Origin of the sequence: Endozoicomonas sp. ALB115, assembly GCF_049310245.1 — a bacterium.
Classification (GTDB): Bacteria; Pseudomonadota; Gammaproteobacteria; order Pseudomonadales; family Endozoicomonadaceae; genus Endozoicomonas.
Map to the genome: position 1 here is coordinate 23,881 of NZ_JBLYZG010000015.1, position 19,036 is coordinate 42,916.

The window sequence follows — 19,036 nt, forward strand, 5'->3', positions numbered from 1 at the left end:
TTCTTTATTTTTAATAAACGACTATGCCTTAATTAATAAATATTAATCTGCGTAAAGCAGGTGGAAGTAGCCATTATGAGAAAATCATTGCTTGGGGAATGTCTTGCCGAGTTTATAGGCACAGGTCTTCTTATTTTCTTTGGTGTGGGTTGTGTCGCGGCGCTCGTTCTGGCTGGTGTTGATTTTGGTCAGTGGGAAGTGTCCATCGTCTGGGGGCTTGGTGTTGCCATTGCCATCTATGTTACCGGCGGCATTTCCGGTGCTCACCTGAATCCGGCAGTCACGCTTGCATTAACTGTTTTTAAAGGCTTCGACAAACACAAGGTCGTGCCCTTTATTGTTGCCCAGGTGTTGGGTGCTTTCTGTTCTGCGGCCCTGGTTTACTTCCTGTACAGTGGCTTATTCGCTGATTATGAGTTGACCCATCATATTGTTCGTGGCTCTGAGGAGAGTCTGGCCACAGCGGGTATTTTCTCGACATATGCCAACCCGGCACTGACTAACCTGCAGGCCTTCGCTGTCGAGTTTGTCATCACCGCTGTGCTCATGGGCGGAATTCTGGCTATCGGTGATGAAAATAATGGTGTTTCCAACGGTGCGCTTTCTGCCCTTCTCATCGGTATTCTTATTGCTGTTATCGGTGCCTCTTTCGGCCCTCTGACCGGTTTTGCCATGAACCCGGCACGGGATTTTGGCCCGAAACTCTTTGCCTTTTTTGCAGGCTGGGGCGAAGTGGCGCTGACGGGTGCACGAGCCAACCCCTATTTCTGGGTACCGATTGTTGCGCCTGTCTGTGGTGCCATGACCGGTGCGTGGCTTTACATCAATGTGCTGGGTAAGCAGGTGGAGCCTGTTGACTGCGCAACACCTGATTGTGAAATCAAAACCGTCTGATTGTTTATTACCGACCTTCACCACCCCTTGGTAACATTTTGATTTTAAACGATTAAATATCGTGCCAACCATATATTCGAATAGAATATATGCTTCAAAATCAAATGATTACGTTATTTTGGTGGTGAAAGTGGGTTATTAGCCGCTTTTTGTGAATTTTGTGAGTTTTGTGAGAAGGCAGGGCCCCCTGCTAATTAAGGAATCAAGGACAAAAGAATGACCACTGAAAAGAAATACATTGTTTCTCTTGACCAGGGTACAACCAGTTCACGGGCCATTATTTTTAACCATGATGGTGAAATCGTAGGGACTTCTCAGCGAGAGTTTACCCAGCACTATCCCCAACCCGGCTGGGTTGAGCACAACCCGATGGAGATCTGGGCGACCCAGAGTTCGGTTCTGACCGAGGTGCTGGCAAAAACCAATATTCGCCCGGATGAGGTGGCTGCACTTGGTATCACCAATCAGCGTGAAACCACTGTTGTCTGGGATAAAACTACCGGTCAGCCGGTCTATAACGCCATTGTATGGCAATGCCGTCGTACAACGGAGATCTGCGAACAATTAAAAAAAGCCGGTCTGGAAAGTCATATCCGTGAAACCACCGGTCTGGTTCTGGACGCCTATTTCTCTGGCACAAAAATCAAGTGGATTCTTGATAACGTCGAAGGTGCCCGTGAAAGTGCCGAGAAAGGTGACCTGTTGTTCGGTACCGTGGATACCTGGCTGACCTGGAAGCTCACCAATGGCCGCGCCCATGTGACGGATGTAACCAACGCTTCACGGACCATGCTGTTTGATATCAACCGTCTGGAGTGGGATGACACCATTTTGCAGACGCTGGATATTCCGCGCAGCATGCTGCCTGAAGTGAAGTCCAGCTCGGAAGTGTATGGCAAGACCAACATCGGTGGTGAAGGCGGCACCCGGATTCCGGTGGCTGGTATGGCAGGTGATCAGCAGGCTGCCCTGTTTGGTCAGATGTGCCATGAGAAAGGCATGGCCAAGAACACCTATGGTACAGGCTGCTTCCTGTTGATGAATACCGGTGAGGCTCCAGTGAAGTCTGAAAATGGTCTTTTAACGACCATTGCCTTTGGTATTGATGGCAAGGTGCATTATGCCCTGGAAGGCTCTGTCTTTATGGGTGGGGCTTCTGTTCAGTGGCTTCGTGATGAGCTTGGCCTGGTTCGTGATGCGGCAGATACCGAATATTTTGCCGGCAAAGTAAAAGACACCAATGGTGTATATGTCGTACCGGGCTTTGTTGGCCTGGGAGCGCCCTACTGGGATCCTTATGCCCGTGGTGCCATTTTCGGTCTGACCCGTGGTGCCAACCGTAACCATATTGTGCGTGCCACGCTGGAAGCCATTGCTTACCAGTCCCGTGATCTGATTGAAGCGATGCAGCAGGATGCCGGTATCGAAATGAAACAGCTGCGTGTGGATGGTGGTGCTGTTGCCAATAACTTTCTGATGCAGTTCCAGTCAGATATTTTGAATAAAGAAGTGGTTCGTCCAACGGTGACGGAGTCAACAGCAGCGGGTTCTGCTTATCTGGCAGGTCTTGCCGTTGGTTTCTGGAAGAGCATTGATGAGCTTAAGGGCAAGGTAGGCGTTGATCGTGTTTATACTCCGGTGATGGATGATGAGCAGCGCACAGAGTTGTACAAAGGCTGGAAGAAAGCCGTAGAACGCAGCCTGAAATGGGAAGACCAGGAATAAACGGAAGTGTTCACGGGCTCAGGGTGCATTTGCTACCCTGAGCACTGCTTTGGCTAATGTGTGGAGTCTGTGCTCGATATATACAACTGTAGCCTTATAAATCAAACCTTGTTTCGCAGCATTCCTGCCCTTTTGGGAAGATTCTTTCCGTCCTCCATAACCACAGTTAACTTTTCATCACTCAACACTGACCGATAGTGCCTGTGCAAGATTGCCTGTGGATTATCAAAGTTGGCCAAAGTTTTCGGCATACAGGTAAATAGGTAATCCCACTAACAAGTGTTGTTAATTACCACTTTGTCAAAAAATCACTTACTATGTGTGCCCTGATTTATAAGAAGGGCTTCTGAGACAGGCTGCCTGCACGGGGTTTCCATCTTATGAAACAGTTCAATATGCCTGAATTTTTGGTGTGAGAATGATGTCGTTTGTTGTCGGTTCCTGTGATCTTGTCAATGTACAAATCAGGTAAGAACGTTGGTCGTTTTCACAGTAAAAGTTCCAGCATTGTTGATTGGGGTAAGCACTCTGAACTGGCTCCTTGTATCCGGTTCAGGAGCGCTAGTGCAGCTGAGCGTTGCTACCCGTACCGTTCGTACTGAGCTTGTCGAAGTACGGTGGCACCATCCTTCGACAAGCTCAGGATGAACGGGGTGTAAGGGTATTAACGCTTTTCTGCACTAGGAGCTGTCGGACTTAAGCGTCCGTAGCGAGGATTGCGAGAAATTGAGGATAAAAATTTCTGCTTCTGAGGAGAATAGCGGGGCTATTTGACGAAGAAGCAGGAATTTTTAGACCAATTTATCGCAACCGCAGTAGGACAGTCTTAAGTCCGACAGGCTCCTGGGTGCTGATGCACTGAATGAAAAGTCTATTAATTTAGCTTCCGGTGACCGTTATGCGCATAGGGATCCCTGGAGAGGTCCAGGAAAACGAGAATCGTGTTGCTGCAACGCCCGAGACAGTGGGCAAGTTGCAGAAGCTCGGTTTTGACGTCGTCATTGAACGAGGTGCAGGGGTAAAAGCGAGCTTTGGGGATGAAGCATTTACTCAGGCTGGTGCCCGGGTCGTTGATCGTGATGAAGTCTGGAATTCAGACATTATTCTCAAGGTGAACGCGCCCATTGATGATGAAATTGCACTGCTAAAAGATGGTGCTACCCTGGCCAGCTTCATCTGGCCAGCCCAGAATGAAGCACTGATGAATAAGCTTAGCCAGCGTAATGTGAACATTCTGGCAATGGACAGCGTACCGCGCCTGTCGCGCTCACAGTCCCTGGATGCCCTGAGTTCAATGGCCAATATTGGTGGCTATCGTGCGGTGGTTGAGGCATCCCACGAGTTTGGCCGCTTCTTTAATGGCCAGATCACGGCGGCTGGTAAAATTCCGCCAGCCAAGGTGCTGGTCATTGGTGCCGGTGTTGCTGGCCTGGCTGCCCTGGGTGCAGCGGGCAGTATGGGTGCCATTGTGCGTGCCTTCGATACCCGGCCTGAAGTCAAAGAGCAGGTTGAGAGTATGGGGGCGGAGTTCCTCGAGCTTGTCTTTTCACCGGAAGAGGAAGAACAACAGGACTCTTCCGATGGTTATGCGAAAGAGATGAGCCAGGCGTTTATTGATGCTGAGATGGCGCTCTTTATGGAGCAGGCCAGAGACGTTGATATCATCATCACCACGGCGCTTATTCCCGGTAAACCGGCACCAAAGCTGATCACCGAAGAAATGGTCAAGGCCATGAAGCCCGGCAGTGTTATTGTCGATCTGGCTGCTCAGACCGGTGGTAACTGTGCATGTACCGTCAAGGACCAGATCACTGTCGCCCATGGCGTAAAAGTGATCGGTTATACCGATCTGCCAAGCCGTCTGCCTACCCAGTCATCGCAACTATACGGCACTAACCTGGTGAATCTGCTGAAGCTGCTCTGTCCAAACAAGGATGGGCAGATTGATATCAACTTTGATGATGAAGTGATCCGTGGCCTGACCGTGATCCGTGACGGCAGCATCACCTGGCCACCACCCCCGGTGAAAGTCAGTGCAGCCCCGGCTGCCGGGCCGGAACCGGTGGTGGCTAAAGAGCCCGAGCAGGAAGCAAAGGCCAGGCCCTGGCTGAAGCCGGTACTGATGGCTGTCGGTGCTGTCCTCTTTGGTTGTGTGGCTAACTCTGCCCCCGGCAGTTTCCTGGAACATTTCACCGTTTTTGTCCTCGCTTCCATCGTCGGCTATTACGTTATCTGGAATGTGACGTCTGCGCTGCATACGCCATTGATGAGTGTTACCAACGCTATCAGCGGCATTGTGGTGGTTGGCGGTCTGGTCCAGATGGGCAGTGACAACAATATCGTACTTGCCCTGTCGGGTATTGCCATCACGGTCGCTGTCATCAATATTGTTGGTGGATTCGCTGTTACCCAGCGGATGCTCAAGATGTTCCGTCTGGATTAACAGGAGTCGCTCGCAATGTCTGAAGGATTACTGGTAGCGGCTTATCTGGTCGCTGCATTAATGTTTGTTATGAGTCTTGCCGGGCTTAGCCGACAGGATACGGCAAAAAACGGCAATATCTACGGCATCACCGGGATGGTGGTTGCCGTTCTGGCCACCCTGGCACATGCCCATATTGCCGGTATTACTCTGGTAACGCTCTGCATGATAGTGGGTGCGGGTGTTGGTCTTTATCTGGCGATTAAAGTCCAGATGACGGAAATGCCACAGCTGGTGGCCATTCTGAACGGCTTTGGTGGTCTGGCCGCCGTACTGATTGGTTTTGCCAGTGCGCTGGAAGCCAATGACTCACTGGCTGGTCAGTTGAAAGACCTGGTCATGTCCGCTGAGCAGTTGATTCACAGCTCCGAAATCTTTATCGGGATTATTATTGGTGCGGTGACGTTCAGTGGCTCGGTGGTGGCGGCGTTGAAGCTTCATGGCAAGATTTCCAGCCGTCCGGTATCACTGCCCGGTAAGCACTGGACCAACCTGGCTATCCTTGGCCTGGCAGTGTTGATGGGTGTTGTCTATGTACAGCAGCACAGTATTCTGGCCCTGGTGCTGGTCACTCTGCTGGCCTTTGCCTTTGGTATCACCCTGGTGCTGGGTATTGGCGGTGCCGATATGCCGGTGGTGGTCTCCATGCTGAACGCTTACTCAGGTCTGGCGGCGGCCATGACTGGCTTTATGCTGGGCAACAACCTGCTGATCATTACCGGTGCCATGGTGGGTTCTTCCGGTGCCATCCTCTCTTACCTGATGTGCGCAGCCATGAATCGGTCGTTTATTTCGGTGATTCTGGGTGGCTTTGGCACCGCAGAGGGGACGATCGTCGAAGGTGGTGATCAGGGTGACTATACCGAAGTCAGCGCAGAAGACGTTGCGGAACAGCTGAAGAACTCCGCCAGTGTTATTATCACGCCTGGCTATGGTATGGCGGTTGCCCAGGCTCAGCACCCGGTTCGTGACCTGGTCAAGAAGCTGCGGGACCGTGGGATCAAAGTTCGTTTCGGTATCCACCCGGTGGCCGGTCGTCTGCCGGGCCATATGAATGTACTGCTGGCTGAGGCAAAGGTGCCTTATGACATCGTGGAAGAGATGGATGAAATCAACGATGACTTTGCCGATACCGATACGGTTCTGGTGATCGGTGCCAACGACACGGTGAACCCGGCGGCGGCTGAAGATCCCAACAGCCCTATTGCCGGCATGCCGGTATTGCGGGTCTGGGAAGCCGGAGAAGTGATCGTCTTCAAACGCTCGATGGCGACCGGCTATGCGGGTGTCCAGAACCCACTGTTCTTCCGTGACAACAGCCGTATGCTGTTTGGTGATGCCACCGACAGCGTTGAGCAGATTCTCAAACAGTTCTGATATTCCCTCCTGTCTGGCTGGCAGCAAGCGCTGTCAGCCCGGAGCATTTCTGCCAGGAACGCTCAGTAATCCCGGTACTGTTAAAAATAAAAAACAATCATTCTTATTTGCATCTACATTTGTATTCCGAATCCTGTAACCTCGGAAACTTTGAAATGCACTCTGTACTTACTTCCTGCGTAACCATGACACCACCGTCTGATTCGGCTGCCACTGATAGTGGCCATATCCCGGAGGGTTCGTGGTGGTCGGGTATCTGGAATGTCAGTAAGACAGTGGCTAAATCCTTTCATCCGGACTTTGATCCCGGGCAACGCAGTGATCAGTCGGGTGGCTCATGGATACAGCTGGAAATTCAACCTAAAGAGCTGGCCCTGCGTCTGGCCCAGAAAGCAATACCCGCCGATAGCTACTTCAATACCATTAACCAGGTGGCTATGGCCTGTCTGGCGCTGGCCAGCCTGCCGGGTTGTGGTGGTCAGGCGACGCAAGACCAACATTCGGGAACCAGTCAAGAACGGTCTGGCACTGCTACATCAACCTCACCATCGACCAATACTGCAATGCCATCGGCTTCGGCTTCGGCTTCGTCTTCGTCTTCGTCATCAAGTTCTCAGCCGACCAGCCCAATGACTTTTTCGCCGTCTTCGACAGTTCCACAATCAGCCAGTCCTGCAACGTCAACGCTATCAAGCTCACATCAGGGAAGTGGCGGCACTGCATCGTCGGCTTCGGCAATGTCAGGGTCGTCCGGTCTGACAACGTCATCATCCATGCTGTCAAGTGCACAGTCTTCGTCACCGACTTCGACAAATTCACAATTGACCAGAAAGTCTTCGCCGAGTCTGTCAAGTCCACAGTCGGCCAGTTCACTGGCCTCGACAGCGGTGCTAACCACTGAAATTCCTGATGCTTCCACCACGGCTTACAGGGCTCAGGCAACAACTGAACTTTTATCTTCATCTCTGGATAGACCGGTCAACAGCACGGAAACCCCGACTGCCACAAGCAGCCCTGATTCCCCGAGCTATCCATTGAGTACAAAAACATCGTTCCCGGTGAGTCCGTCAAGTTCACGTTTGGAAAGTACACTAACTTCGTCGTTTTCAATCAATTCAGATTTGACCCACTCTGCAATGTCAACACCAGCACTATCAAGCTCAGAGCTGGAAAGTGGCGGCCCTTCATCGTCGGCTTCGGTAATGTCAGAATCGAGCCGTCTGGCGTCATCATCCATGCCATCAAGTGCACAGTTTTCGTCACCGACTTCGACAATTTCACAATTGGCCAGAATGCCTTCGCTGAGTCTGTCAAGCCCGCAGTCGGCCAGTTCACTGGCTTCAACAGCGATGCTAACCACTGAAAGTCCTGATGTTCCCACCACAGCTTACAGCGCTCAGGCAACAACTGAACTTTTATCTTCACCTCTGGATAGACCGGTCAACAGCACGGCAACCCCGACTGCCACAGGCAGCCCTGGTTACACGAGCTACCCATCGAGTGCAAAAATATCGTTCCCGGCGAGTCCGTCAAGTTCACAGTTGAAAAGTAAACAATTTTCGTCGTTTATAATCAATTCAGAATTGACCCACTCTGCAACGCAAGAACTATCAAGCTCACATCAGAAAAGTGGCGGCACTTCGTCTTTGTCTCCGACAATGACGGAATTGACCAGTTCTCCTGCTTTATCGTCAACAATAACAACTTCAGAATCGTCGAGTTCAGCTGCTTCGCCTTCGACTTTCCCAACATCACAACCGACCAGTCCGGCAACCACACTTACACCGCCGGGCTGCAGGGGTGAGCAGATTCATATTGGAAATAAGAATGACCTGGACAAAATCGGAAATAAGCAGGAGCTGTGCGCCAATGATGAGGATGCCTATCCAGCCAATGGTAAGTATATACAGACCGCTAATATTGATGCTGGCAACAACCATGACCCCATCAAGGGCTTCACTGGTGATTACAACGGTAACGGCAATAGCATTAGCAACCTGAATGACTGCCTCTTCAAGTTGGTGGATGGGGGGAAAGTTCGTAACCTGGTGATTCAAAACGCCAGTGTAATTATAGATTCCTATGGATCTCTAGATAATGATAATAAAGGTCAGGGCGTTGTCGTCTGTAAAGCCGAGGGAAAAGCTCAGTTGAAAAATAACACCGTGGAAGATTCTAATGTCAAACTGCTGAAAGTCAGGGGGAAAGTTAACCTGGGAATGCTGGCGGGGGAGGTCTTGGACAACACAAAACTGGAAGGTAACCAAGTCAGGCACTCGAGCATGAGTGCAGATATAATATATGGTTACAGTGATGCTTCTGTAGGGATATTGACCGGAACAGCTAGTGATTCTGAATTTAAGGACAACGCGATTGACTACTGCCAGCTCACAACAGATCAAACAGACAACGGCAGTCAAGGGAAGTTTGCTGGCCTGATGGCTGGGGAAATGTGCAAAGTCAAAATCTGGAACTCGTGCCTCACTAATAACCGGATGGTAGCCAACACGAAAGTTGTCGTTGCAGGAGGTGTCGCGGGGAAGGCGAGACAAACAACTATCGAGGGTACCCGTGCCATCAATAACACCATGCTTGCGCAGAGAGGCGACACAAATAGTATAAAAATTGCGGTCATCATTGCCGATGCGCTTAATTGCACTATTCGCGATACCATCGCTATGGATAACGAACTTATATCCGAAGGGAAGCGAGGTAGTTACCGTCGACTCTGTGCAGGAATCGTAACGGCAGAGTGTCATTCAAGCACGATCGAAAATACTCTGGCCAAAGATTCTGATTTGTCCTCAAAAGGTAACGTAGCCGTTGCCTCTGCACATGACTATATGTGCAATATCCGTAACACCACTGCCAGAAATATAACCATCACAGCCAGAGCTGAGCACAACAAAGCCATACATGTTGCAGCAATTGCTAAGGCTGAGGTTCAATGTCACGCAAGAACAAAGTACGAGATTAAACAGACAACCGCTATTGATTGCCGGATATCGGCTGAAGGAATAAATGGTTATGCGGCAGTGGGAGTAGGCTTTGAGACATATCGGCAGCATTCGTGCCAAACCATCAGCGATACCACTGCCTGCAACACTACCATCAAGGGTAATCACGCTGGCATAGTCGCTGGCTATTATAGGGAACATTCATCTACTCGCACCCGTGCCTGTAACACCACAGTCAACGGTCAGTCGGAAAACCCTGATTGCTCTAAGGCAAACTGCCTGAGGGAAACTACTGACGCGCCAGCCACACAACTCACCACGGCCACCACAACTGGCAGCAATAAAACAACAACTGACTTTTTTAATACCAGTCCACCGACTTCTTCACCGGTTAGCACAACCGATAACGTCGATACTTCCTCCCTCCTTCTTAACGCCGACGAAGTGGATGCAGGTATTCCGCTTCCTGCCATGGCTGGAGCGGTAGTAGCAGGCATTCTCACCGGCGGCATTATCCTGTATGCCAGCTACCAGTGGTACCAGGGCTATCAGCAAGGGTTAAGGGGCACAAAGTTAGCCCTGCGGCCCATTACCTGTATCAAAGATGCGATTTTCTGCCATGCACCCGCTATGGGGTACAAACGGGATAGCATGGAACTGGTTTCTTTGCGGTCGATTGATGTCTGACAGTGAATCCAGAACCGGCAGCCCGCCATCAAACGTCAGATTAATGAGGATAAACATTGAAAGCATACACGCATCCCGTCTGGTCCGAGCATAGCGCCCGTCCGGGCGACCCCATGGTGAGGGTGGTGAAAATCAAGAATAACCATTCCGTTTTGTGAGGTGAGTCTATTCTCGGACTGCCTCCGATTATCCAACGGTTAACATTGCAGTGGGATGATGCCGTTGAATTTCCCATTCGGGTAATGTCTTTCTCCAATCCTTAAGTTTCAACGGATCCCAGACATTGATTTTCCAGTACACTTTATTACTTATCCATAAACAGAGTTTCATAACGTTGATCATGAAGTTTTTGAGTTTGGCTTTAAAGCCTTCCCAGCGAGCACGACGGCTGGCGTATTGCTCATAGGCTTCGCCTGTTTTGGCTAAATCTGCCCTGCTTGCCGATGCCAGCTTTCTGCCAAGTTTGGCACCTACCACCAGAAAGTTATTCAACGAGCGGTAATAGGGAAGTGATGTGGCGGCATCTCCGGCGATGCAGATAAGCTTGCCGGATGGCGTGACATGGTGAACTTTTCGGGCATGAAAAATAGACAGGGTATGGGGCGTCAATTCTTCAGTGTCAGCAATGAGGGTTTCCTGGCAGTATTGCTGCTTTATCGCCTGCCAGTTTTTTATTTTTTCTTTCAGGCTATCCCTTACTTTACTGTCGGAGAGCTTTGCGGCATGGCCAAGGTTGTAGCCAGACAGACTCTCGAACTCTGCTTTCGAAATAAAAAAGTCGATGGTGACCTCATTGGTCTGTTCATTGAGTGGGCGAATTCTCTCTTCGACCGGTGATAACATCAGTTTGAAGGTTGCATAAACATAGCGGGAAAGATTGAGCCAGCCACTGGCCAGCTTTTTCGTTGGGCCCTTGACCTGGTATTTTACCCTGACTCGATATTGCAGGTCTTTTTTTGAGGTAAACTCACTGTCTTCATCGGTTGATGACAGTTCGGAGAAGGCAATATCTTCTCCCTGGTAGCCGGGGTTATCTGCCATTTTCAGTAACGCTTTTCTACTTTTTGAATGTGCGCCATCGGCACAGACAAGGGCATCAAACAGGGCTTCTCCTGATGTAAACGTTACTTTACCATCGCCAATGGCAACCACTTCATAATCACTGCCAGCGTGCAGGGTGATGCCCATTCGTTGGGCAATTAACTTCAGATCGGTTTCAAGCTCTTTACAACTGATATGACCATGCTGCCTGCGGATTTTATCTCTAAGCTGCGCCATTCCCTGTGTTAACACCGGATGGTCATAACTCTTCAGTGATCTGAAGCAGTGATCATCAATGTGAACTGTGTGATTTCGAGCGTATTCTGCTCTCTTTTCAAACATTTCTATATCCGTATCAGGCTGCCCTGCCTTCAATTGCAATGCATTGTAAAGGGCAATAGGGCCCATTCCCACGTAGGCTACTTTGAGGGCTCGATGATTCAGAGGCTGGCCTGTCTTTGGCATTTGTTCAGTGGAATTTTTCCTGTCGTTCGCCAACCCCTGTGACACCGCTATTTCAGGTGCTGGTAAAAATAAACCCGGATAGCGCTCATCCACGCCTGGTATTGCTTCCCTGATCATGACTTCTCAGCTCCTTCTGTGAAATAACTATTTGATAAAACTGAATTATCTGTTTTGGATTATGCAGTACGATGGTTCATAAAATCGAACTGTTAAAAGTTGGACACTTTTTTTAGAAAAACGTTCGTTTTAATTTTTGATTATGTTGTGAACAATCGATTCCAGGTGCTGGCGGGGAGAAAGTAAATATATGGAACTTTTTTTGATGAATTCTATCTATTGGTTTTTTACTGCCAGGTACACATCCAGAGTACCAATAATCTGCAACCCGGATTGCAGACTATATTCATGAATTAAAACATGAGGATAGTAACGAGATGAACTTATCGACAGTGCAGGGGGGTGCTTTTCCCCACACAGATGGTTCAAACCATCCAGACGAGGGCAGACCGAGCACCCGGCATGGGGCAAGAAACATCCATCAAATACCAGCGGCTGATGTAAGTGCTCAGATGCCTGGAGATAATCCAGAAGGTGCCGTGGGCAGGGAAACCGCATCAACACCAGTTGGTCGCTGTTTACTACCTTCAGGAGTACAACTGTTGGATCGAATTCGGGAGCAGATCCGTGATGAATTAAAGGACAGCAAAAAATGCACGGTGTATTGTACCCAGAGTGTGTATTCTGAAGACGCAAAAGCACGTTTCACCAGACAGGTCAGAGACAAGCTGTACCAGGAAGGGCTTGCTGATGAGGCAGCCAATGCGATCCAACGGACTATCAGGGCAAATGAAACGCCAGCTCTGGATTCATCAGATGATTACTTCTTCTTTGTGGAAAGTATTAAGATAAACGACTTTCTTGATAAATACTTTTCCGATTATGAGAGCTTATACGGTATATTTGAGGTTTCCAGACAGTATGAAGATATAAACTCCACCCATCATGATTACTGGGGAGAAGATTTCCTGGAAGAAGATTTCTGGGAAGAAGAATATTGCATTACTTTCCGTGTGCCAGAACCATTAGTCGACACCAGGTACTTTTATATAATTCCAAGAGTTGAAAATTATTGCCCCGTCGCAATGGTCGACAGGGAAAAGTATGTAGCCAATAGCATGGCGAAGTATTTCGGCGATACCCTGAATGTTTTTTGGGAAACGTTAAATGATCAGGGCAGTGACGACCGACAAAAGTTGGACAACTTGAAAGCTCTGCTCAGTCCCGCCAACTCTGTAGATGGAGTCTCCGGGCAGCCAGACGACAGCTTGCCACCAGGAGAAGAAGTGGGTTTGACTGCTGGGGAGTTCCTGACACGTATCCGTTTAAGAACGGGGAATGCGGATTGCAATGAACAGATGGAAATGCATGCAGAATACTAGTGCAGAAAAGTGTTAATACCCGTACACCCTGAGGCCTGTCGAAGGACCCATAGGGCCTAAAGGCGGAAACTCAGGACTCTAGGAGGCTGACAAAATTCACCTCCCGCCCGGCCCGGCGGGAGTATCCTTCGGTTACGGATAGGCTCCGGACATCATTTTCAGTGACTCTATCTCGTCCGCCCAGAGGGTTTCATCAATGGTTTCCAGAACCATGGGAATGCCGTCAAACCGGCTGTCAGCCATGATATAGCGGAACACCTCCCAGCCAATCTCGCCCTGACCAAGGCTGTGATGCCGGTCTTTTCGTGAGCCCAGTGCACCTTTGGAGTCATTCAGGTGCATGCCTTTCAGGTACTGAAAACCAATGACCTGCTCGAACTCGGCAAACGTTTTCTGGCAGGCGTCCTGTGTGCGAAGGTCGTAACCGGCAGCAAAAGTGTGGCAGGTATCCAGACAGACACCAACACGGCTTTTGTCGTCCACCTGATCAATGATTTCGGCGATTTCGGCAAATTGCCACCCCAGGTTGCTGCCCTGGCCTGCGGTATTTTCGATCACCGCAATCACGCCCTGAGTTTGCTCAAGGGCTATATTGATGGATTGGGCAATTTTACCCAGGCAGTCCGATACCCCGATTTTTCTCAGGTGACTGCCCGGGTGAAAGTTCAGTCGGTCAAGACCGAGCTGCATACACCGTTCCATCTCATCAATAAATGCCGCCCGGGACTTTTCCAGGGCTTCCTGCTCCGGATGACCCAGGTTGATCAGATAACTGTCGTGGGGAAGAATTTGTTGCGGTGTGAAATGATATTGCTCACAACGCTCTCTGAATAACTCGATGCTCTTCATTGACAGTGGTTTGGCCTTCCACTGTCTTTGATTTTTGGTGAACAGGGCAAAGGCGGTTGCGCCTAATTCATGAGCATTCACCGGGGCATTTTCGACACCACCGGCCGCACTGACGTGTGCTCCTATGTATTTCATTGATTGGGACTTCCTGTGGAGTTTATGGGATAAGTGCAACGGTAGGCACCATCTATAATGTGCTTGCTACAAGGTGCTTGTAATCGGGATTTTTATCCTCAATTTTATGCCATTCCTGCGTCGGGGTCGCCTACTGGAAAGAGTTGTCTGGAGGGGGCTATTCCCGGTCAGCCTGCCGGGCATCCATCTCTTTTGATAACCATTGCATATATTGAGCCCGAGTTTCTGTCAGCTCATTCGGCAGGTGATGCCGGGCACCTTCCAGCCAGAGGACTTTGGGCGAGCGATATAGTTGCCCTAAAGCCTGAATGTTATAGGGGCCGTCCACTGTGGTGTCATCCGTGCCCTGAAGGATCAGCGGGCTTAACGGGATTTGCTCTTTGGATGACTCTATTGTTCGAATCCAGCGGTCTAAAGCAGAGACCCATTGTGTGGGTAACACGGTTGGTGCCAGTGGATCATTGTGCGCTCTGTTCAGGAAGTCTTCATCCCGACAGTTATCTTTGAATTGTCTGGGAATCTGGCGAATAAAAGGCCGGACCAGATAGAGCTGTAGTCGGCTGAGTTTCCATAACCAGGGCCGAACCAGTGGAGCAGACAGGATAACCTGATCAAAAGGCATCGGCGTGCCTTGCCTGGTATGGTGATGCAAAAGCTCGGTAATAATGGCACCCCCTGTACTCTGACCGTAGGCAAGCCATGGCCCGGGCAGCATTGACGTGCAGTACTGCATAACATCTGCCAGCACCAGGCGATAGTGTGCAAAGTCTTCAATGGTCGCTGGCTGGCCACTGGAAAGCCCGTGACCGGGAAGATCGTAGGCCAGAACGTTAAAGCCTTCTTCAATAAAGAAGCGGATAATATGCTCAAACAAGCCGACATGGTCATAGTAGCCATGGAGCAGAAATACCGAGCCTTTGGCTTCAGGTCGGGTATATAAGTGGCAGGCAATGCGGTATTCAGTGCTGTTTATATACCCCAGGCAATGCTGGACATCAGGGAGGCGCTTTTCCAGGTCAATGCGGTAATACTCAAAGTATGCCTGCTCGTGAGGATACGGAGTCAGGCCGTACGAGAGCGGGCGCATATCAGAGATAAGCTTAAGTTTGTCCATTAACTTTCTACAGGTACTTTCTGGAGGTCCTTTAAGGGAACTTCTATCTCTTTTCTGGCAACAATCTTTTCTTCAATGCCTTCGTCAGTTCGCTGACTTTCAATGAACTGGATAAGAATAATACCACGGTCGATCTTAACACCTTTGACAAACGTACTTTCAAGATGTTGGAAAAGAGGGTTGTTATACAGTACCGACTCACCTTCTTTGAAGCTGACGGAGTCTGGCTTTTCATCCGGAATGCGGCCATTGTATTTCCAGACAAATGCCTCAATCTGGTCGATCAGCTGCTCACCATCAGGTATCGGCCTGGGTAGTAGCTTGCCCATATCCTTTTCAGGAAGTCGCCCTTCGTTATATAGCTTTTGACTGATCTTATTAAACCGGACAACCTGGGCGATGCCCCGGGTTGAACGGATTTTGTGAAAAGAGGGAAGGGCGTCCTTGTCTAAGCGGATGAACAGATAGCCCGGAAACAGGGGAACGCGAGTGCTTTTTTCCTGAATGAGAGGACAATAGGCCTCAAAGCCCTGGTGCTCAAGGTTATCCCGGGCACGAACCTCTTCCCGGTTTTTGGCTTTCAGCAGATACCATCCCTGTTGCAAAGCCGCTTGTTCAGATGACATAACAAATCCTTTTGACGACGTTTACTGAAAATAACCAACGGTCAGGTAGAGTGCCATGAAGTGGTTCCCTGCAATGTGTGAACTTCATCATCAGACATTCAGCCAATTTGGCAAGTTGCCGGGCTGTCGTACAGTTAACATTGCCCTTATTTATTGAGGGCAGCACACGACAGTAGAAGTCAGTGTATGTGCTGAATACAAGAACTATGCCAGTAAAAAGCACATTAACGCAGGCCAGCAGTTGGTTTCTGCATTCAATAGAATCAGCTGATCTAAAGGTGTTCGACGAGAGCATTCTACAGGACTCAGTCACTCAGACAATACTCAATCAGCAGCAGAGTCCTTTATGGAAAGACTATTTTTTCAGGGAAGCAAGTAAACAAGGGGGGGAAAGGAAGGAAAAATACCGGAAGAACATAAATTGTCTTCCGGCTCTTTTGATCGACCGATCAGCACTTGGCTGCTGCTTCGAGCATGGCTACTGCAGGCAGAACCTTGCCTTCGACAAATTCAAGGAAGGCACCGCCACCGGTGGAAATGTACGACACTTTATCTTTAATGCCGTACTTGTCGATAGCGGCCAGGGTATCGCCACCGCCAGCGATGGAGAATGCATCTGAGTTGGCAATGGCCATGGACAGTGAACGGGTACCCTCACCGAACTGGTCAAACTCGAAAACTCCCACCGGACCATTCCACAGGATGGTTTTTGCTGCCGTGAGAACGTCGGCAAACAGCTTCTGGGTTTCCGGGCCAACGTCAAAGATCATATCGTCATCTTCAACCTCATCCACCGACTTGATGATGGCGGTCTCGTTCTCATCGAATTTCTTACCGCAAACCACATCCACTGGCATCGGGATATCACACTTTTCCATCAGGGCTTTGGCCTGAGGGATCAGGTCTGCTTCGTAGAGGGACTTGCCCACATTTTTGCCAGCAGCTGCCAGGAAGGTGTTGGCGATACCGCCACCGACGATCAGCTGGTCACAAACGCCGGACAGCGACTCAAGCACGGTCAGCTTGGTAGAAACCTTGGAACCACCAACGATCGCCGTCATCGGACGCTCTGGTTTATCCATAGCCTTGCCCAGAGCCTCCAGCTCGGCCGCCAGCAGTGGACCGGCACAGGCAACAGCGGCAAACTTGCCAACACCATGGGTGGAAGCCTGGGCGCGGTGTGCAGTGCCGAAAGCATCCATCACATAAATATCGCACAGGGCGGCCATTTTGCGGGACAGGGCTTCGTCGTCTTTCTTTTCGCCGACGTTGAAACGGCAGTTTTCCAGAATAACCAGCTCTCCGGCTGCCACGTCAAAACCAAAGTCAACCCAGTCTTTGACCAGGCGAACTTCCTTACCCAGCAGGTTGCCAATGTAGTCTGCTACTGGCTTCAGGGAGAACTGCTCTTCATACTCACCTTCAGTCGGGCGACCCAGGTGAGAGGTCACCATGACGTGAGCACCGGCTGCCAGAGCCTGCTCGATGGTTGGCAGAGACGCCAGAATACGGGCGTCACTGGTGACCTTGCCGTCTTTTACCGGAACATTGAGGTCTTCACGGATCAGCACGCGTTTGCCTGCCAGATCCAGGTCGGTCATTGTTAAAACGTTCATTGGGAGCCCTCTTGATATTCACTGATGGCTGAGTTTCTCAGAGGTAAGCATTGTTTAAGTAGCTGGCCATATTTCATATGGTTAGCTACTTATTAATACCTGCCTGGAAGAAATTGCCTGGGGAATAGCGAAAAAACGTCGGGGACAATAGCACATAAATGACACTTCAGGTATGCATTGATACGCTCTTATGACCTGAATCAAACGGTGATCCAAGAGTTTCCAAAGGGTCACAAAATTTATCGTGGATGTTGTTTGAAAACGTTAATGGTGCGGGGATAGCTGGTGACAACTTATGGCGTTTCAGGATCTCAGACTTTACAGGATACCAACACTCAGCTTCCACCAAAGTAAAAGGCAGGTATCGGCGATAAGTAGTTAACCAAATGAAATCATATATTTCTGACTAAGTTGTCAGTCACTCTGCGGCGTTGCAACTCCGGTCACATAGCTACGGCTATGCTCCCTACGTTGCGCCTTGCATAGCAACTGCCCACTTAGCCAGAAATATACGATTCCATTTGGCCAACTACTTAAAGCAAATTTCTGCGGGATTACCCGGTGATCTGATGTGAGTACGGCAATTATCTCGGGTTTCATCATTGGGGATGGTTGAAATTACCAGTTTATTCACTTTTTGTTGAACTTTTTGTGCTTTGGGAACTCTAATGCTGCTGTGTTTGACTCAGTCTATTAATAACAACTTATCAGACCAAGGGAGTGATAACGATGTTACGTGCTGACTTTTCTTCCCCCTCAACGACGTCAGCTTTTACAGCCGCCTCTGGAAATTCTGATGGATTTTCTGATGAAAAAAAACATACACAGGCCACAAACATAAAATTTGGCGATAGATTCAGAACCATTTGCCCTGTGTTTTCTAAACCTCTTTTAGATCAGGTCAATTTGGAAATAAATAATGATGATAGATATTTCTGTTCGGAGCTTGTCAATAATTTTCTGGACGGTCATCGTGGAGTAAGATATATAAATTCAAGCAATATATTTGAAAGTCTGGATTTTACTATTAATTCTGAAAATCCTTTATTCACCGCCCGTTTATGCTTTGAAATGCCAATTCAGTTTGATGAAAATAGTCATTTGATGAACAAGGAGGTATTTCAGGCCAGCTTGACTACTTCATCGGTTGCAATCCGGGCTCTATGCTCAGAAGCATTGGATAAAATGGCCGATGAATTTCAGTGGCGGGATCGTTCGGTAAACGTTGTGGGTATTTACCTCATTCGTTACCCGTTAATTCCCTCAAGGGGGATAAAAGGTATGCACTGGCATAAAGATCCCGGCAAAAAAAGTATGGTCGTTCAATTGAATGACAATACCAACGCAACCAAAACGGGTGTGAAGTATTCAGGAGGCGGGCTTAATATTGGCAAAAAGTCACCTGGTTCAAAAGTAACATTCCCTGTTAAAGGCACTGTAGAGAATTATCCTTATGGCCCTAATGACGAAGAAATCGGGAATGCCGGGTATATGTTTTCCAATGATCAAGGTGATCTGATTCACCAGCCTGAGGATATCGTATACCATAGCGAAAATAGTGACGATCTGGCAGAAAAACGCATCATAGTGGTACTAGTTGACGATTAAGGCATTCGAAAACAGCCAAAA

15 protein-coding genes are annotated in these 19,036 nt (G+C 49.2%); 7 read left to right on the plus strand and 8 right to left on the minus strand.

All coding sequences use genetic code 11. The features are described 5' to 3' along the window. Positions 1-75: 75 nt before the first annotated feature. The 4 genes from ACO6VE_RS09455 to pntB all read left to right on the plus strand — a co-directional run bounded on the left by ACO6VE_RS09455 (position 76) and on the right by pntB (position 6,478). On the plus strand, positions 76-894 hold the full coding sequence (locus tag ACO6VE_RS09455) for an MIP/aquaporin family protein (RefSeq protein WP_422449646.1): 819 nt from the start codon (positions 76-78) through the stop codon (positions 892-894). 216 nt (positions 895-1,110) lie between these two features. Further along, positions 1,111-2,619, plus strand: a complete 1,509-nt coding sequence (gene glpK / locus ACO6VE_RS09460; RefSeq protein WP_422449647.1) for a glycerol kinase GlpK — start codon at positions 1,111-1,113, stop codon at positions 2,617-2,619. Between the two features lie 898 nt (positions 2,620-3,517). Further along, the gene (locus ACO6VE_RS09465; protein ID WP_422460992.1) at positions 3,518-5,062 is read left to right on the plus strand and encodes a Re/Si-specific NAD(P)(+) transhydrogenase subunit alpha; all 1,545 of its coding nucleotides are present in this window, start codon (positions 3,518-3,520) and stop codon (positions 5,060-5,062) included. Between the two features lie 15 nt (positions 5,063-5,077). Continuing rightward, positions 5,078-6,478 carry a Re/Si-specific NAD(P)(+) transhydrogenase subunit beta gene (gene pntB / locus ACO6VE_RS09470; protein WP_422449649.1) on the plus strand — a complete coding sequence of 467 codons (1,401 nt, stop codon included), beginning with the start codon at positions 5,078-5,080 and terminating at the stop codon, positions 6,476-6,478. A 335-nt stretch (positions 6,479-6,813) separates the two neighbouring features. Here the strand turns inward: pntB and ACO6VE_RS09475 are convergent, their stop codons facing one another. From ACO6VE_RS09475 to ACO6VE_RS09485, 3 genes are all read right to left on the minus strand, one after another. After that, positions 6,814-6,978 (minus strand): hypothetical protein, encoded by a 165-nt coding sequence (locus ACO6VE_RS09475; RefSeq protein ID WP_422460994.1) that lies wholly within the window; start codon positions 6,976-6,978, stop codon positions 6,814-6,816. 200 nt (positions 6,979-7,178) lie between these two features. Beyond that, positions 7,179-7,376 (minus strand): hypothetical protein, encoded by a 198-nt coding sequence (locus ACO6VE_RS09480; protein WP_422460996.1) that lies wholly within the window; start codon positions 7,374-7,376, stop codon positions 7,179-7,181. Positions 7,377-7,505: 129 nt separating this feature from the next. After that, positions 7,506-7,838, minus strand: a complete 333-nt coding sequence (locus ACO6VE_RS09485) for a hypothetical protein (protein ID WP_422460998.1) — start codon at positions 7,836-7,838, stop codon at positions 7,506-7,508. 307 nt (positions 7,839-8,145) lie between these two features. Here ACO6VE_RS09485 and ACO6VE_RS09490 point away from each other — a divergent pair, with 307 nt between their 5' ends. Next, positions 8,146-10,122 (plus strand): hypothetical protein, encoded by a 1,977-nt coding sequence (locus ACO6VE_RS09490; protein ID WP_422460999.1) that lies wholly within the window; start codon positions 8,146-8,148, stop codon positions 10,120-10,122. A 186-nt stretch (positions 10,123-10,308) separates the two neighbouring features. Here the strand turns inward: ACO6VE_RS09490 and ACO6VE_RS09495 are convergent, their stop codons facing one another. Continuing rightward, on the minus strand, positions 10,309-11,745 hold the full coding sequence (locus tag ACO6VE_RS09495) for a hypothetical protein (protein ID WP_422449655.1): 1,437 nt from the start codon (positions 11,743-11,745) through the stop codon (positions 10,309-10,311). Between the two features lie 317 nt (positions 11,746-12,062). On the opposite strand from ACO6VE_RS09495, the gene ACO6VE_RS09500 reads away from it, so the two are divergent. Continuing rightward, positions 12,063-13,067: a hypothetical protein gene (locus ACO6VE_RS09500; protein ID WP_422449656.1), complete on the plus strand. Its 1,005-nt coding sequence runs from the start codon at positions 12,063-12,065 to the stop codon at positions 13,065-13,067. A gap of 132 nt (positions 13,068-13,199) precedes the next feature. On the opposite strand, the gene nfo is transcribed toward ACO6VE_RS09500, so the two are convergent. The 4 genes from nfo to ACO6VE_RS09520 form a co-directional block, all read right to left on the minus strand. Then, positions 13,200-14,051 carry a deoxyribonuclease IV gene (nfo, locus tag ACO6VE_RS09505; protein WP_422449657.1) on the minus strand — a complete coding sequence of 284 codons (852 nt, stop codon included), beginning with the start codon at positions 14,049-14,051 and terminating at the stop codon, positions 13,200-13,202. Between the two features lie 157 nt (positions 14,052-14,208). Beyond that, positions 14,209-15,165 carry an alpha/beta hydrolase gene (locus ACO6VE_RS09510; protein ID WP_422449658.1) on the minus strand — a complete coding sequence of 319 codons (957 nt, stop codon included), beginning with the start codon at positions 15,163-15,165 and terminating at the stop codon, positions 14,209-14,211. Beyond that, positions 15,165-15,791, minus strand: coding sequence for a transcription termination/antitermination NusG family protein (locus ACO6VE_RS09515; RefSeq protein ID WP_422449659.1), 627 nt, complete (start codon positions 15,789-15,791; stop codon positions 15,165-15,167). Before ACO6VE_RS09515 ends, ACO6VE_RS09510 begins: the two co-directional genes overlap by 1 nt. 449 nt (positions 15,792-16,240) lie before the next feature. Continuing rightward, entirely contained in the window at positions 16,241-17,407 is a 1,167-nt protein-coding gene (locus tag ACO6VE_RS09520; RefSeq protein WP_422449660.1) for a phosphoglycerate kinase, read from the minus strand. 729 nt (positions 17,408-18,136) lie between these two features. On the opposite strand from ACO6VE_RS09520, the gene ACO6VE_RS09525 reads away from it, so the two are divergent. Next, positions 18,137-19,015, plus strand: coding sequence for a hypothetical protein (locus tag ACO6VE_RS09525; protein ID WP_422449661.1), 879 nt, complete (start codon positions 18,137-18,139; stop codon positions 19,013-19,015). Positions 19,016-19,036 lie beyond the last annotated feature (21 nt).